Source organism: Daejeonella sp. (assembly GCF_030695525.1).
Taxonomy (GTDB): Bacteria; Bacteroidota; Bacteroidia; order Sphingobacteriales; family Sphingobacteriaceae; genus Daejeonella.
In genome coordinates, this window is the sequence record NZ_JAUYSS010000073.1 from 1 (window position 1) to 15,267 (window position 15,267).

Here is a 15,267-nt window from a genome sequence, read left to right on the forward strand (position 1 = left end):
GTTCATTATTGGCAATTAAATGTGTCAAAGCTTGAGCTTATGTATACCCCAATTATCCAATCTATTAAAAAATATTTTAATCAAAATCGGCATTAATAGAGTCTAAACCAAATTTTATTTACGCAGAAAAATTATAGAAAATCTTAATAAAACGAAGCTGAAAATCGGATTTTATCAGGCATGAAAAGAATTTAAAAAGAAAAAGATTATTTCCCCTTAGTCATGAGGTACATGAACCAGACCCCTACTATGACGATAAAGCCAAGTATAAACATGCCGACCTTACCTTTACGTTTATCCTGACGCATAACCCAGATCAGGAATCCGGTTAGGGGTATTAAAAAAATCAAAAAGAAAATTATACTTGATGCGCTCATATATTTATACTGTAAATCTCGTGTTTAATATTTATAAACCCGGTATTAAAATGATCAAAACTGTAATCTGGCCATCGGCGAAATATCCTGCCCAACAAAATCATTGTTCAGATACTTATAATAAGCAGCAATGGCAATCATTGCGGCATTATCGGTACAATATTCAAACTTAGGGATATAAATGTCCCAGTCTAATGAAGCTGCGGTCTCGGTCAATGCTCCTCTCAGTCCTGAATTTGCTGAAACACCACCTGCAATGGCAATTGTATTGATCTGATATTGAGCCGATGCCTTTTTCAATTTATTCAACAGAATTGAAATAATCCGTTCCTGCACTGAAGCACAAACATCATTTAGATTTTCCTTTAAAAAATCAGGATTCTCCTTTAACCGGTCGCGAACAAAATACATAATGGAAGTTTTCAGTCCGCTGAAACTAAAATCAAGTCCGGAAATTTGAGGTTCCGGAAATTTGAATGCGTCCTTATTCCCCAGTTTGGCATATTTATCAATGAGCGGACCACCGGGATAAGGCAAACCCAATAATTTAGCAGTTTTATCAAATGCTTCACCCGCTGCATCATCGGTGGTCTGCCCAACAATTTCCATATCAAAATAGTTCCTGACTAACACGATTTGTGTATGACCACCTGAAACCGTGAGACATAAAAAAGGGAATTCCGGTTTATTTTCATCAATAAAATGTGCCAGAATATGCGCCTGCATGTGATTTATTTCAATCAAAGGCAAATTATTTGCCAGTGCAAATGCCTTTGCAAATGAGGTACCAACTAATAGCGAACCTAATAATCCGGGCCCACGGGTAAAAGCTACAGCATCGATGTCATTTTTATGTATTTTTGCGACTGAAATGGCTTCATGGACAGTTGGGATTATATTCTGCTGATGAACTCTTGAAGCCAGTTCGGGGATCACTCCTCCGTAATTTTGATGCACAAGCTGTCCGGCGATGATATTGGAACAAATATTGCCATCAATACAGATTGATGCTGATGTGTCGTCACAGGAAGATTCTATACCGAGGATGATTGCCAAAACGTATATTAATAATGTTTGAATAATTAAAAAACAAATTTATCAAAAAAGCGCTAAAAATAACCCTTTGGATACTGGCAACATTTATAATGTTGCTAACTCTTTTGGTTTTTTCACTACAGTTTAAGCCAGTGCAAACTTTTGTTGCTAAAAGAGCTGCAAACTATCTTTCAAAGGAGCTGAACACTCGTGTTGAAGTGGGATCATTATACATAAAGCCATTTAAATCATTGGTACTCGACAGCCTGTATATTCAGGATCTGGAAAAAGACACCCTCTTGTTTTCTCCAAGATTCACTGTAGATCTAGATTATTTCTCACTGAAAGAACGCAAGATTACCGTTAAACTATTGCAAATGGAAAACGGGAAGTTCTTTGTAAAGAAATACAAGGACGAGTCAACAAACCTGACTTTTATCCTAAACTATTTCAGCAGCGGCAAAACCACGAAAAAAAAGGTTTCTAAACCATACAATGTTACACTTGCTAAATTGGTTTTAAATAATGTTGCATTTAAATATAAAAACTTCAATAATATCAATCCTGTAAAAGGGATTAATTTCAATGATATTCAAATAAGCAATCTGAGTACAACGATTCTGGATCTCGACACAAAATCCTACATAATGAAAGCCGGAGTCAGAAATATGACCTTCAGGGAGAAAAGTGGATTTTATCTGAAGAATCTGACTGCCGATGCAGCAATTGATACAAGCCAGATTGAGTTAAAAAAACTTGTGCTTGAAACTCAGGACAGTAAAATAAGTGATTATCTCCTGCTGAAATATTCTGATTTTAAAGATTTCAATGATTTTACCAGCAAAGTATATATTAACTCAAACCTTCAAAATTCAAAGATTAATAGTTCAGACATTGCGTACTTTACGCCTGAGCTCGCTAAATCATCGATTATTCTTCAGGTTAACGGGCAGATTAACGGCTATGTAAATGACCTTAAAGCCAAAAGCCTGATTATACAAAGCGGGCAGGCCACATATGTTAAAGGTGACTTCAAGATTAAGGGGCTTCCCAACATAAAACAAACCCTGCTCGAACTTGACTTTGATCAGGTTTCAACTAACAAAAAGGATCTTGATCTCATTATAGCCAGGGCCACGGGGAATAAGAATTCGATATTACCACAAATGGTTGAAAAATTCGGGACTGTTAATTTTAAAGGGAAATTTACAGGATTTCTCAATGATTTTATAGCCTATGGTGAATTTAAAACTCGTTTAGGACGTGTCGTAACGGATGTGAACATGAAGATTAATAATGCTTCAGTACCAACGTACAGCGGGAATGTTAAGGCTTATGACTTCAACCTGGGAGAATTACTTGACAGAAGCGATCTTGGAAAAACGACACTGACAGCCGACATCAATGGCAGAGGTTTCAAATTAAACAACTTACAGGAACAAATAAAAGCTGATATTAACTATTTTGATTTTAAGGATTACCGATATAACAACATAAAAGTTGACAGCCGTTTTGTTAACCAGGTGTTTGATGGTAAGATTCTGGTGGATGACCCGAATGTGAATTTGGATTTCGACGGAAAGGTAGATCTGAATCCAACACTTCCTGTTTTCAATTTCAACGCTTCAATTAAAGGTGCAAACCTTCATAATCTTAAACTCATTAAAGACAGTGTTCAGATTGATGCAGATTTAAAGACGAATTTTACCGGCTCAAATTTGGAAAATATTGAAGGCCTTGTTGAGCTTACAAAAATTCGCCTGACCAACCCACAAAACTCATTTGTTATTGATTCAGTGAATCTGAAGGCCATAGGAACCGGACTGACCCGCTCCCTTAATATTGAATCTGATATATTTGACACGAGTATCAAAGGGCAGTATGATCTCAAGACATTGCCTTCATACTTTAAATCAGTTGCCAGTAAATACATTCCTTCACTTGGTCTGACTTATGTTAATCCCGGAAAACAGAATTTTGAATTTAATCTCAAAATCAAATATTTTGAACCCTTGAGTATCTTTTTTGCTCCTAATTTAAAAATTCCGGAGCAGGCAAACTTTAATGGGAAATTTGTGTCAGATTCGAATATTGCCAATCTGAATGGATTCGTTAAGTTGATTCAATACAATAAAATCAAGGTTAACAATTTGATTATTGACGAGAGTACTTCAGCGGATGCAATGAACATATTCATTACATCCGACAGGGTTGATATAACGGATAGCCTTTATATCAAAAACGTCAACATTGCGAATATCTTAAAGAATGACAGCCTGAATCTAAACGTTAAATTGTCAGATAAAGATGCCATTAACCAACTCGATTTAAACTCACTGGTAGAATTTACTTCTAATGGAGATCAACTAATACAATTGAGTATTCTTCCATCGGATGTGATTATCAATAACCAGACCTGGAAAATTCAGGAAAAGGTTAGCTTCAGTTTTGATGATGGACGCACAAAAGACCAGGAATTTAGCCTGTTAAGACGCACAAAAATTACTGGTTTCGAACTATTCAGGGATAATCAGATGATAACCATAGATGGCTATATTTCCAAAGATCCTGCTGATGAACTGTTGATTGGGTTCAATAATTTTAAGCTGACCACATTTAATCCTTTGACTACACCTCTGGGAATAACCTTAAAAGGTACACTTAACGGAAATGCCAAAATTGCCGGTCTGGGGCCAAGTCCGAATTTAGAAGCAGCTATTAAAATAGACAGCCTGAATTATAATAATCTGGCCGTTGGTGACCTGACACTTAGTGCCGGACTGGACAATGCGACCAAACTGATCAATGTTAAAATGAATGTTGAGAATAATGGGGAAACCACCATGGATATTGCGGGAACTTATAATGCCAGCGATGACCAGAATAATCTGGATATGAAGCTCATAATGAAAGACAATGAAGTGGCGCTTTTCCAACCATTCCTGAAGAATCTGGTATCGAATATGAATGGTAAAGTTTCAGCCGACCTTACCGTAACCGGAAAGCTCAACAAACCTCAAATTACCGGGGACCTTTTTCTGACAAATGGAGGTATGACGGTTAATTATTTAAAAACCCCTTACCGCATAACAGACAAAATTGAGATTGAGAACACCGTAATTAAGTTGAATAATCTTAAAATCAGAGATATTAATGAAAATATAGCCATCGCAAATGGAACAGTAGATATGGCCAACATCAATAATCCGGAGATTCATATCAATATTGTAGCCAATAACTTCATGGCATTAAATACAACCATAAAAGATAACCCGCTTTATTTTGGTGTTGCCTACGGAACTGGTGTATTCAGTTTTAACGGGCCTACAAATGATATGCGGATTATTATTGACGCAAAAACAGAAGAAGGTACAGTTTTCAACATCCCCTTAAATTCCTCCGCAACAGTAGGCAAAACCGATTTCATCACTTTTGTGTCTAAAGACACTTCCCTCAATAAGCCTAAATTAGCCTCATTTAAAGGGCTTACTATGAATTTCGAATTACAGATTGATGAGAACACAGAGGTTAATATCTTCACCGAACTTGGAAAGTTAACAGGCCGCGGTGATTCGCAGTTAAGTTTGAATATTAACAGCCTTGGTGACTTCGAGATGTATGGGGATTACAATATTTCGTCAGGTAAGTTTGCCTTTACAGCACAGGATTTTATCAATAAGATCTTTAAAATCAGTGAGGGTGGTTCGATTCGCTGGACAGGGAATCCTGTACAAGCGGCAATTAATTTGAAGGCGCTATATGAAGTACGGACAAGCTTAGGCCCGCTGTATGCTGCAGCAGGCAGACCGGCTATCGATCAGCGTGTTCTGGCAGAAGCAGTGATGAACCTGAGCGGCCCCCTTCTGACTCCCAATATTTCATTTGATATTAATTTTCCTGCAGATGCTTATATCAAGGATGAATTACAATCTTATTTAAGCGATGTGAACAATACCAATCAGCAGGCCTTAAGTTTGATTGTGAGACGCTCATTTGCTGCAGGTAAAGCTGCAGATATTGGTTTTGCAACTTCTACTTTCATCAGTGCGGGAACAGAGTTATTCTTTAACCAGTTAAATACAATACTGACTCAATCGCTAAACCTGAACTTTGTGGATCTGAACATACGTTCTCTGAATGATGCAAGTGCTTCTTTCCGTTTACTGAATGACAGACTAATTCTAACAGGTGGGATAACCGACCGTGCCAATAGTAGCGGTAATTTCTCAGAATTCAATGTGATCGGTGGAGGTAACTCAGTCGCACGTGATGTTGAAGCACTCTATCTGATCACAAAGAATGGTGATCTCGTACTTAGAGCCTCCAATAAAATTAATAACCGGAATTTCCTGAATAACCTGAGCAATGATGAATATGTCAGCGCTATTGGATTGGTCTACCGCAAAAACTTCGAAAACTTCAATGAGCTTCTGAGTTTTCTTTTAGGTAAACAAAGAAAGGAAGATCGAAATAAAGAAAATCAGAAAACCCTCCGGGATACCAGCGAAGCAATCAAACCGGAAGAACTGGAAATGAAATAGAGAATTAGCTATTTTTCATGATGGTATGACCCATCTTATCACGTTTAGTTTTCAAATACAGTTCATTATGAATATTGGATTTAATCTCGATAGGAACATTTGAGATAACCTCCAGGCCATAACCAATCAGTCCGGATCGTTTGGTAGGATTATTAGACATCAACTTCATCTTCTTTATCCCCAGACTTCTTAATATCTGAGCTCCAATCCCATAATCTCTTTGATCCATTGGAAAGCCTAATTGCAGATTAGCATCCACGGTATCCAGCCCATTCTCCTGAAGATTATAGGCATGCAGTTTATTGATAAGTCCGATACCCCGGCCTTCCTGATTCATGTAAATGATAACTCCTTTCCCCTCCTGTTCGATCATCTCCATTGCCTTATGAAGCTGAGGACCGCAATCGCATCGGCATGATCCGAAAATATCACCGGTGATGCAGGAACTGTGGACCCTCACGAGAATTGGTTCATCCTCTTCCCAACTGCCTTTAACTAAGGCAAGATGTTGATCACCTGTTGTGATTTGTGTATAAGCAACCATCTCAAAATCACCCCATTCAGTAGGTAATTTTACAGAAACCTCTTTCTTGATCAAAGATTCTGTTTTAAGCCTGTAAGATATCAGGTCCTTGATACTGATGATTTTAAGATCAAACTGTTTTGCAATGATTAAAAGGTCAGGTAAGCGTGCCATTTCACCATCCTCTTTCAGGATTTCAACTAAAACACCTGCCGGTTCAAGTCCGGCCATAGTAGCCAGATCAACCGCAGCTTCAGTATGTCCGGCTCTGCGTAATACACCTCCATGTTTCGCAATAAGCGGGAAAATATGGCCTGGCCGACCTAATTCTTCAGCTTTTGTATTCGGATCAATCAGTGCCAGAATCGTTTTGGAACGATCAGAAGCAGAGATACCTGTTGTACAACCATGTCCGATAAGATCGACAGAAACTGTAAAATTAGTTTCAAATGCAGCGGTATTATTCCCAACCATGAGCTCAAGTCTCAATTCTTTACAGCGCTCCTCGGTTAAAGGGGCACAAATCAATCCCCGGCCATGGGTAGCCATAAAATTGATTATTTCCGGACTGGCATTACTAGCAGCAGTAAGAAAATCGCCTTCATTCTCCCGATCTTCATCATCTACAACAATAATAACCTTACCCTCTTTTATATCGTTTATGGCTTCTTCAATCGTATTAAACATAATTTTTGAGCTAATTTGGAAAACGGTTTCAGAATGGATTAGAAATTAATTAAAAAAATAACCTGTGATCCCGTTTTTAACAAGCACAAATTTAGGTATTTTTTCGGCAGCAAGGATTTCGAACAATTCTTTATAGGTCAGCAAAGTGCAATAAATCAAATGGGCATTCAGGTCGCCTTTTCATCCTTCTTAGAGAATAAGCGTTTAAACCAGCGCTTGTATACATCCAGATCGAAAAGAACGGAATCTACAGTTGCTTTATAGGTTAAGAATATCCCCAGGGGCGAGAGACAAATAATTGCAGCCCACATTCCTAAAAAAGGAGAAAGGGAACCTTCTTTTACTGATTTCTCGCCAATTGTTGAAATAATATGGTATATCAGGAAGAACATGACAGACATCACAACGGGTAAACCTAGGCCGCCTTTCCTGATAATTGCTCCCAGAGGTGCACCAATAAAAAAGAGTACCAAACAGGACACCGCCATTGTAAATTTTCTGTTCAGTTCGATCAGAAAGCCCCGAAGCCTCACGTCATTATCTTTTGCATATAACTCTTTACGGTTTAATACGTCTTTAACTGACCTGATCTGATCTTTCGCTGTTTGGAGTGATTGAATTTTCCTATTCTGGGGAATAAGCTCCAAAACATCCTTATAGGCTTTCAGGGGTTTTGCTGTAGTCTTTTTGTTCAGTGTATCCACACGATAAACACGGGCAATCTGCGAAAGGTCAGTATAGGCAGAGCGAAGGTTACTGTCGCCCTTCACATTAAAGGAATCCAGATAAAATTTAAGCTGCCTGATATTCATCATCGCATAATTCGACTTAAAGAGCTCCTCATCTGTACGTTTCATTTGGAATCCGGAAAGATCAAAGCGCTGTTCTGTCTCTTTGAATTCAGTTCTCATTAGGCGCTGCCGTGGATTGTAAATTCCGTCTGAACCGGGAGTTTCTTCGTAACGCTTTCCATTCTTAAGTTTCAAAACCAGAAGCTGATCATCATCGGTAGTAAACATCTGACCTTCTTTTGCCATCAGCACATTGATATTACCACTGCTGGTATTCCGTTCATAAATGAGGACATCATGAAGGGTTTGGTCGGGATCTTTCTTCTGAACCCTGATCGCATAGCCCGGAATACTGGTATTAAATATTCCTTCATTAATAAGGAATGCTGCCTTTTGGTTTCTTACATCATACAATAAAGAACCCATTTTTAAATTCGCTTTGGGAAGCCAGTAATCTGAAAAGAGGAAAGCCCCAAGGCTCAACAGGCCTACAACGATTATAAGAGGCATCATGGCCTTTTGAAGAGAAATTCCTGCAGACTTAATCGCCACCAGTTCATAATTCTCACCCAGGCTGCCGAAGGTCATAATGGAGGAAAGGAGAATAGCCAGGGGCAAAGCCATAGCTACATTAGTTGCCGATGCATATACCAGCAGTTCCAGAATAACATACCATTCAAAACCCTTCCCAATCAGATCATCGATGTATTTGAATAAAAATAACATCAACAAAATGAACATAACAATGAAAAAGGTAACAATAAAAGGCCTTAAAAAGGCCTTAAATACCAATAAGTGTACTTTCTTCACAATGTAAAAATAGAGAAAATTAATCTCTAAGCACCCAATACACTAATCAAATATTGTATCTGATTATCCCAGATCAGTTTGCGGTCCTGAATAGTATCCTCTGTGGCAAAGTCGGTTATTGACAAGGCAACGTCATTGGTCAGTTCGTCCTGAACAATTTCCATTTCGAAATAACAATGAGGCTCATCATCGATCCACTTAAATTTGACCAGTTTATTTTCTTTAATGGAAAGCAATTTAGCCTTTTGCTGTTCGCCATCCCAGGTAAAAGTATAGACCTGATCTCTGTAAGTTACATCATCTGCGAACCACTGTGCGAGGCCATTGGGTTCATTTAAAAATCCAAACAATATTTTGGGAGATGATTTTACTTCATACTCTATATTAAACTTTATCTTTTCTGCCATTCCTCATCTTTTTATAATACACGGCGAATTATTTTCACCAATTTTTCTAAAGGAAAGTAATTTCCTCTATATTTGCAACTCTGTTTTGAACAGGTATAAAATATGACACAATTTGTGCCAAAAGCATCCTGAAATATTTTAGGATTTGACACAAGATAAAGTATTTATACTCAAAGAAAAAACAAATCCGGCGGGGTAGCTCAGATGGTTAGAGCGCAGGATTCATAACCCTGAGGTCGGCAGTTCGATCCTGCTCCCCGCTACTTAGAAAGGCCCTTTGAGGGCCTTTTTTAGTTTAAGCATGTCTCGTGAGTCAGCAAATGAGTCAACATGCACACTGAGATCGAAATTAAAGGAGTGGAAGGAAGAGCCTTCCTGCTTTACTATTATGAAGGTATTCGTCAACGAGAATACAATGGCAATAAATTATCATTGCCAATTTACCCGAACAAGGCAAAAACCCAGGCAGATAAGGTTAAGCTTTTAAAGAAGCTAAAGTTTGAATTTGAGAAAGCACTTGACAAGGGCTGGAATCCATTAGAGGCAGTTGCTCTAATGGACGCTCCGGTAACCTTGGAACAAAGCATTCAGAAGATTGTAGACAGCAAACTAACTGGTAACTATAGCAGAACTTACACAAGAGATATTGAAGGAACTGCTAAACAGTTTATAGAGTTCTTGACAGAGCAGGAAAAAAGCTCTTCGCCTGACAGCCTGTCTACGGCGAGAATCACCGCATTTCTCGATCTATATAATTCGTCCAACAGAAATTACATGAATAAGAGGCAATACTTGAATGTTATATTGCCCGGTACAATCTCGCGAACTGCAAAGAAGAAATATGCTGAGAAACTACATGAGGTTTACACCAAGGAGCAGATGCTACCGATTCTTGAGTTCTTAAAATTACATTATCCCAGACTTCATTTAGTGGCTTTGCTGGCTTATGGATGTTTCCTTCGTCCTCATGAAGAAAGCAGATTACTAAAGTTAAGACACATTCGTGATCAGATGATTTATTTATCAGGTGAGGAGAATAAAGGAAAGAAAGTACGTGTTGTCCATATACCAGACTACGTATATTCAGAGCTTTTGCCTTTTATAGAAGCTTGTTCTACATCTGAATCATATATCCTTACAGGATCAGCCTGGCTTCCTAACTATGACTATCTAAAAACACAATGGTCAAGAGCTAAAAGGACTCTTAAGCTAGACGGCAAGATCAAGGCGAACCAAACTCTCTATTCATTCAGACACACTGCTGCTGTCAAAGTATATCACAAGACAAAAGATATTTACATACTGCAACAGCTTTTAGGTCATTCCGATATGGCTGTTACTCTAAAATATCTTCGAGGACTAGGAGAAATGAATAACGATAAACTAAAGTTAGTGATGCCTGAATTGTAAAACTTTATTGTGAGTGGTTATCTTAGCTGTAAATGGCGACAATAGTAGATACAAAGTATGGGAAAGAGCTACAACTTGTAGTTAATGTTAAGATTCCTGTGCAAGGCCATATCCAAACATTCATCAACCATTACTACTTCCAACAGGATTTATTTAAAGGCTATACCGATACAGGTGACAAGCTGTATCGGTATCCAATATTCCAGATTAGCCAGGATACAACATCAGCCACATCAACCTATGATGAAAGCTACCTTACTGATTTAATAACAATCACGAGCAAACTACTTGAGCTACACGGCATTTCCCCAGATCATCTCGACAACATCTTGTTTCTGTGTGGCATGTATTCTTATTTCGAAGAGATTCAGTCCCGAAAGAAAGTTGGGAGGAAAGACAAACTCACCAATGCTAAACTACTTACTAAGCTCCTAAAAATACCTTTTCCAACAGTAACCATACATAACATCTTTGATTTTGCTCATGATGATGACCATGTATTAGGAGCTTTATGCCTGATTAAAAAGTCAAAACGGGAAGCATTTGAGACAGATGGTACTCTGGATCTGAAACTGATAGACGATGATCTATGGCCATTACTTACTAAGAAGCTTATTGCAATTGAGATAGAGTTCGAGATAAACAATCCTGGTAGATACGTTTCCCAATTAGAGACCTCCAGAAGCTTATTCTTTAGCCCCTATATAAAAGCGAACTTAATATCTACCACGGATCACGGGACAGCTTCCATTCCACTTATTGACCAACATTCTGACAAGATGGTCCGGTTGTTTCTCAGTGATTTGATAGCATCTGAAAAACGAGAAAATACTGAATTCTTTAGGATAGTCTCTCAGCAGAGCTTCAATGCTAAAGGATACAATAAGCTGAATAAGTTTATCAATAGCCGAATTGGAAGTAGTCATAATAGCATACTCCGTGAAATCTCATTATTGATTAGTGATTATCTCCACCTGAATAAACTTATGTTCAAGCCACAGAGAGGTGGAGAGATCAGTACGGATATGAAGGTTTTTATTTATTCTCTGTTCAGCTTGCTGGGACTAGTCTTGATTAAAGGAAAGTTTCAACATACTATAACTTCTGATACATTACTCGACACCTTTAATCACGTTCAGAACACCGCTAACAAGTCGAAAATCATATCTCAATTCTCCGAGATCATCAAGAAAGTGGCCGAGTAATATCACTTATCTAATCACTCAGTCCATTGCATAACTAGTTCTATAACAGTGCATTAATAGCACATAAATTTGTGACAACAAACACCAAGAAAGCTCATCGTACGTAAGGTGCAGCAGCTTGTAAGTCTGCAGACGAGTTTGAAAGAACACAAATGTAAACAACTTAAATGCATTAAAATGCGTGATTTAAAAAAAGAGTTATTCAACGGTCAAGGTGGAATTACTTGCATTAAAGCTAACAGATTACACAATAATAGAAAAATCAGCAAGAAAAAATGGTTTTGACTATTGGCTAGGCGATAAGGATGATATTCTTTTTCAAAGAAAGGCAAGACTTGAAGTTTCAGGTATCTTTAACGGAAAGTCAAAAGACATAAATAATCGCTATAGAGTAAAGGTAAAGCAGACAGAACAGTCAGATTCACTGAAAATACCAGCTTATGTAGGAATCGTAGAATTTAGTAAACCAATTGCTAATTTTGGCTCAAGAAAATGACAGTTCAAGAATTACATAATAAAGCAATCGAGTATGCTGACCTAGCGTTCATTAAAAAATTTAATGGAAAGTTAAATGTTGCTATTGAACTTTTTTCAAAAGCTTTTCAACTTGAAAAGGAAGCGGCCTTACAAGCTCAAAATGAAAATATTGGTGAGCCGACAATATCGGTTTTACTTAAAAGTGCAGCCTCTTTAGCAATGAACTCTGACAATTTTAATGACGCTGAAAAGTTGATTTGCTTGGCACTGTATGGCAGCCCACCTATTGAAATAGCCGAAGAATTAAGAAATTTACTTGAAGAACTTTACTTCCAAAGACATTTGAAATTACAAGGAATTAGTATTAGCCCAACAGAGTTGCAACTTGTTATTGCAGGACGCGGCATTGGATATGGTATGGCAAAATCAGAATTGGTTTTTGACAAGTTAAATACGTTTGAAAAATTAACGCTAAGAACTGCCGAAAGAAAAACAGGCAAACCCTTTCGCAGCAAAGGAGATGTTTCTAAATTAATAAAAATGAATTTCCAGCCTTATTTGTCAGTTCCAAGAGCAGCGAGTTTTGCATTTACAATTAGACTAGGTGTCCCTGCAGATCAACTAAAACTTGAAGGTTTTGAAAATTCAATAGAAATTATTGAAGATTTAGTGGACAACATAAATCTAGTTAATTCAGGTTCATACGAAGAACTTAGTAATAAAATTACAGATGAATCCTACTTTAAAAATTTTATTAGCCTATCGAAAGAACTTGCACCAGACGGTGAAGAAGTAAATTTAGTTGGTTTAACTATTCTGAGAGAAGGTGCTCCAAAAGATGTTCAATTCACAAGAATCAGAAGTGATATACAAACAAATATTTTTGAAGATACCCAGTCGAAACAAGATAAAGACAATAAAATTGAGTTAATAGGACGACTTTATGCTGCAAACGAAGAACAAAGCAATATAAAACTGAAAGTTGAAGGAACAGGTAATTATTCGATTTCTGTTCCCGAAGGACTTGGTGACATTGTAAAAAAATATTGGGGGGAACAAGTTAAGATAAAAGGCACTGAAATAAGGCCTAGAGTTGTAAAATTAACAGACCTAGACCCTGCATAGGAATTACAAGCAAAACTATGACGGAAAATAAAATTGAAAAGGAAATTGAAATTTCCGTAAAGAGAATTGAAACTCGACAAAATGAAATTGATAGCGAGTTAACGGTATTGTCAAAGCAAATTAAAAAATATACCAATTGGGCTTGGACATTTGTCATTGGTGGTGGTTTAATAGGAGTACTTTCAATTTTTTGGTATCTATGCAAGAATGAAGAAACAGGTTTTGGTATTAATCAACTTGGTGATTTTATGTCAGGAACTGTTGCTGCTCTATGGTCTTTAGCGGGTCTTTTTTTTATTTACATCGCATTTCTAGGTCAAAAACAGCAAATCCTAAACCAACAATTAGAAATTATGTATAGCCAATTGGAAGTTAAATATACTCGCCTAGAATTAGCAGGACAAAAGGCGGAAATGAAAGAACAGAATTCCACCTTAAAGCAACAACGTTTTGAAAACACATTTTTTCAACTAATAAGTTTATTTAACTCTATCGTCAATTCACTTGATTTGAGAAATTCAACCACCAAAGCAGTTACAACGACTGGTAGAGAGTGTTTGAATGTTTTTTATAAACGACTTAGAAAACATTTAACAGAAATAGTTCACGGTAGATCAAGTTCTAATGATAACCTTTCGTCTGCAACAATAAATCAAACTCTTAAAGCCTTTAGTCGTCTTTATGAAAATGAAAAAGCAGACTTAAGCCATTATTACAGAACTATTTATAGAATATTTAAGTTCATTGACAATTCTGACATTGAAGACAAAAAACAATATGCTGCAATTGCAAGAGCACAGTTATCAAGTTATGAGCAAATTCTAATATTTTATAATTGTTTACATATTCACGGCCGTGAAAAGTTTAAACCACTTGTTGAGAAATTTGCAATTTTTAAAAACCTAGACGACTCACTACTAATAAACGAAAGAGACAGAAGTGAATATGAAATTAGTGCATATGGAGAATAGAAAACATCATGCCAACAACACCTACCCCAAAGCGACGATTCAGAGGTTAAATCAAGCCTCATGCTTTTATCAAGGTGTCTACTTGGTTGACAGTTCAGTGCTAAAAACCATTGCCTCCGTGTAGCTGCAAAGCGATATATGCCATTGTATGACCACAGAAACAGTCGACATTTACATTGATGAAGCAGGCAACACAGGACAAGATTTGTTGAATATTGATCAAGTTGTTTTTACACTATCAAGTAATAACTTCTCACAGACCGAGCTTCTAGAATTAAGTTCTCTATTTGACAAAAATTCAGAACTTCATTTTAAGAAATTAAAAGAAAGTGAAAATGGCAGACAGTCTTTAATAAAATTCCTGAACCATCCACTAATAACAGAAACCAATGTACTATCTTCTGTCACGCATAAAGAATTTGCTACAGTGGCTCAAATTGTTGACCAAATAATGGAACCCGTCTATTATGATAACAACATAGACATTTATAAATTTGGACAAAATATTTCGATAACGAATTTTATAATTCATTTCGGAAATTTCTTTTGGGACAAGGAGATATACAAAGCGATGCTTCATTCTTTCATTGAAATGATGAGATTAAAAAATCAATCTAGCATCTCAATTTTTTATACTACTGCTAAAAAACTGTATAATTCTGACAAAACAAGAGAACGAAAATTATTAGTGCCCTTATTAGCAAGTGAACACCAGATCACCGATATACTTAAAAATGTAAATAAATTTACTATTGACGTGACACTTTCTGGAGATTCCGGAGATGCTGACCCCGTACCGGGGATACTGACCCCCTTTAATATGACTTTGGCCTTATGATCTGAAGGCCTGACAATTTTACCTTTTTTTTCTTAGACTTTCACCCATAAGTTCTATTCTGTGTGCGGTA

12 protein-coding genes and 1 tRNA gene are annotated in these 15,267 nt (G+C 37.1%); 8 read left to right on the forward strand and 5 right to left on the reverse strand.

Annotated elements, in window-relative coordinates:
* Positions 1–206: 206 nt before the first annotated feature.
* Together Q8S11_RS17715 and tsaD are read right to left on the reverse strand one after the other, a co-directional pair.
* Complete coding sequence (locus tag Q8S11_RS17715; RefSeq protein ID WP_305663454.1) at positions 207–377, reverse strand: hypothetical protein; 171 nt, start codon at positions 375–377, stop codon at positions 207–209.
* Positions 378–431: 54 nt separating this feature from the next.
* Positions 432–1,433 (reverse strand): tRNA (adenosine(37)-N6)-threonylcarbamoyltransferase complex transferase subunit TsaD, encoded by a 1,002-nt coding sequence (tsaD, locus tag Q8S11_RS17720; protein ID WP_305663455.1) that lies wholly within the window; start codon positions 1,431–1,433, stop codon positions 432–434.
* An 89-nt stretch (positions 1,434–1,522) separates the two neighbouring features.
* On the opposite strand from tsaD, the gene Q8S11_RS17725 reads away from it, so the two are divergent.
* Positions 1,523–5,953 (forward strand): translocation/assembly module TamB domain-containing protein, encoded by a 4,431-nt coding sequence (locus Q8S11_RS17725; protein ID WP_305663456.1) that lies wholly within the window; start codon positions 1,523–1,525, stop codon positions 5,951–5,953.
* 4 nt (positions 5,954–5,957) lie between these two features.
* Here Q8S11_RS17725 and Q8S11_RS17730 read toward each other — a convergent pair whose 3' ends face one another.
* The 3 genes from Q8S11_RS17730 to Q8S11_RS17740 form a co-directional block, all read right to left on the reverse strand.
* A complete protein-coding gene (locus tag Q8S11_RS17730; RefSeq protein ID WP_305663457.1) occupies positions 5,958–7,163 on the reverse strand; it encodes a bifunctional 3,4-dihydroxy-2-butanone-4-phosphate synthase/GTP cyclohydrolase II in 1,206 nt (401 codons plus the stop codon).
* A 167-nt stretch (positions 7,164–7,330) separates the two neighbouring features.
* Positions 7,331–8,764, reverse strand: coding sequence for an LptF/LptG family permease (locus Q8S11_RS17735; protein ID WP_305663458.1), 1,434 nt, complete (start codon positions 8,762–8,764; stop codon positions 7,331–7,333).
* Between the two features lie 26 nt (positions 8,765–8,790).
* Positions 8,791–9,171 (reverse strand): START-like domain-containing protein, encoded by a 381-nt coding sequence (locus tag Q8S11_RS17740; RefSeq protein ID WP_305663459.1) that lies wholly within the window; start codon positions 9,169–9,171, stop codon positions 8,791–8,793.
* Between the two features lie 189 nt (positions 9,172–9,360).
* Between Q8S11_RS17740 and Q8S11_RS17745 the strand changes: the two genes are divergently transcribed.
* The 7 genes from Q8S11_RS17745 (at position 9,361) to Q8S11_RS17775 (ending at position 15,197) form a co-directional block, all read left to right on the forward strand.
* Positions 9,361–9,434: transfer RNA gene (locus Q8S11_RS17745), tRNA-Met, on the forward strand.
* Between the two features lie 67 nt (positions 9,435–9,501).
* Positions 9,502–10,581: a site-specific integrase gene (locus tag Q8S11_RS17750; RefSeq protein WP_305663460.1), complete on the forward strand. Its 1,080-nt coding sequence runs from the start codon at positions 9,502–9,504 to the stop codon at positions 10,579–10,581.
* Between the two features lie 32 nt (positions 10,582–10,613).
* Positions 10,614–11,786 (forward strand): hypothetical protein, encoded by a 1,173-nt coding sequence (locus Q8S11_RS17755; protein ID WP_305663461.1) that lies wholly within the window; start codon positions 10,614–10,616, stop codon positions 11,784–11,786.
* Between the two features lie 214 nt (positions 11,787–12,000).
* The gene (locus Q8S11_RS17760; RefSeq protein ID WP_305663462.1) at positions 12,001–12,282 is read left to right on the forward strand and encodes a hypothetical protein; all 282 of its coding nucleotides are present in this window, start codon (positions 12,001–12,003) and stop codon (positions 12,280–12,282) included.
* On the forward strand, positions 12,279–13,388 hold the full coding sequence (locus Q8S11_RS17765) for a hypothetical protein (RefSeq protein ID WP_305663463.1): 1,110 nt from the start codon (positions 12,279–12,281) through the stop codon (positions 13,386–13,388). Before Q8S11_RS17760 ends, Q8S11_RS17765 begins: the two co-directional genes overlap by 4 nt.
* 17 nt (positions 13,389–13,405) lie before the next feature.
* On the forward strand, positions 13,406–14,359 hold the full coding sequence (locus tag Q8S11_RS17770) for a putative phage abortive infection protein (protein WP_305663464.1): 954 nt from the start codon (positions 13,406–13,408) through the stop codon (positions 14,357–14,359).
* Positions 14,360–14,507: 148 nt separating this feature from the next.
* A complete protein-coding gene (locus Q8S11_RS17775; protein WP_305663465.1) occupies positions 14,508–15,197 on the forward strand; it encodes a hypothetical protein in 690 nt (229 codons plus the stop codon).
* The last annotated feature ends 70 nt before the right edge of the window (positions 15,198–15,267 follow it).

What these genes read in the sequence shown, in the direction of transcription:
- Q8S11_RS17770 (WP_305663464.1), top strand. Translation starts at nt 13,406, where the DNA reads ATGACGGAAAATAAAATTGAAAAGGAAATTGAAATTTCCGTAAAGAGA.
- Q8S11_RS17730 (WP_305663457.1), bottom strand. Translation starts at nt 7,163, where the DNA reads ATGTTTAATACGATTGAAGAAGCCATAAACGATATAAAAGAGGGTAAG.
- Q8S11_RS17740 (WP_305663459.1), bottom strand. Translation starts at nt 9,171, where the DNA reads ATGGCAGAAAAGATAAAGTTTAATATAGAGTATGAAGTAAAATCATCT.
- Q8S11_RS17715 (WP_305663454.1), bottom strand. Translation starts at nt 377, where the DNA reads ATGAGCGCATCAAGTATAATTTTCTTTTTGATTTTTTTAATACCCCTA.
- Q8S11_RS17775 (WP_305663465.1), top strand. Translation starts at nt 14,508, where the DNA reads ATGACCACAGAAACAGTCGACATTTACATTGATGAAGCAGGCAACACA.
- Q8S11_RS17725 (WP_305663456.1), top strand. Translation starts at nt 1,523, where the DNA reads ATGTTGCTAACTCTTTTGGTTTTTTCACTACAGTTTAAGCCAGTGCAA.
- Q8S11_RS17755 (WP_305663461.1), top strand. Translation starts at nt 10,614, where the DNA reads ATGGCGACAATAGTAGATACAAAGTATGGGAAAGAGCTACAACTTGTA.
- Q8S11_RS17750 (WP_305663460.1), top strand. Translation starts at nt 9,502, where the DNA reads ATGCACACTGAGATCGAAATTAAAGGAGTGGAAGGAAGAGCCTTCCTG.
- Q8S11_RS17765 (WP_305663463.1), top strand. Translation starts at nt 12,279, where the DNA reads ATGACAGTTCAAGAATTACATAATAAAGCAATCGAGTATGCTGACCTA.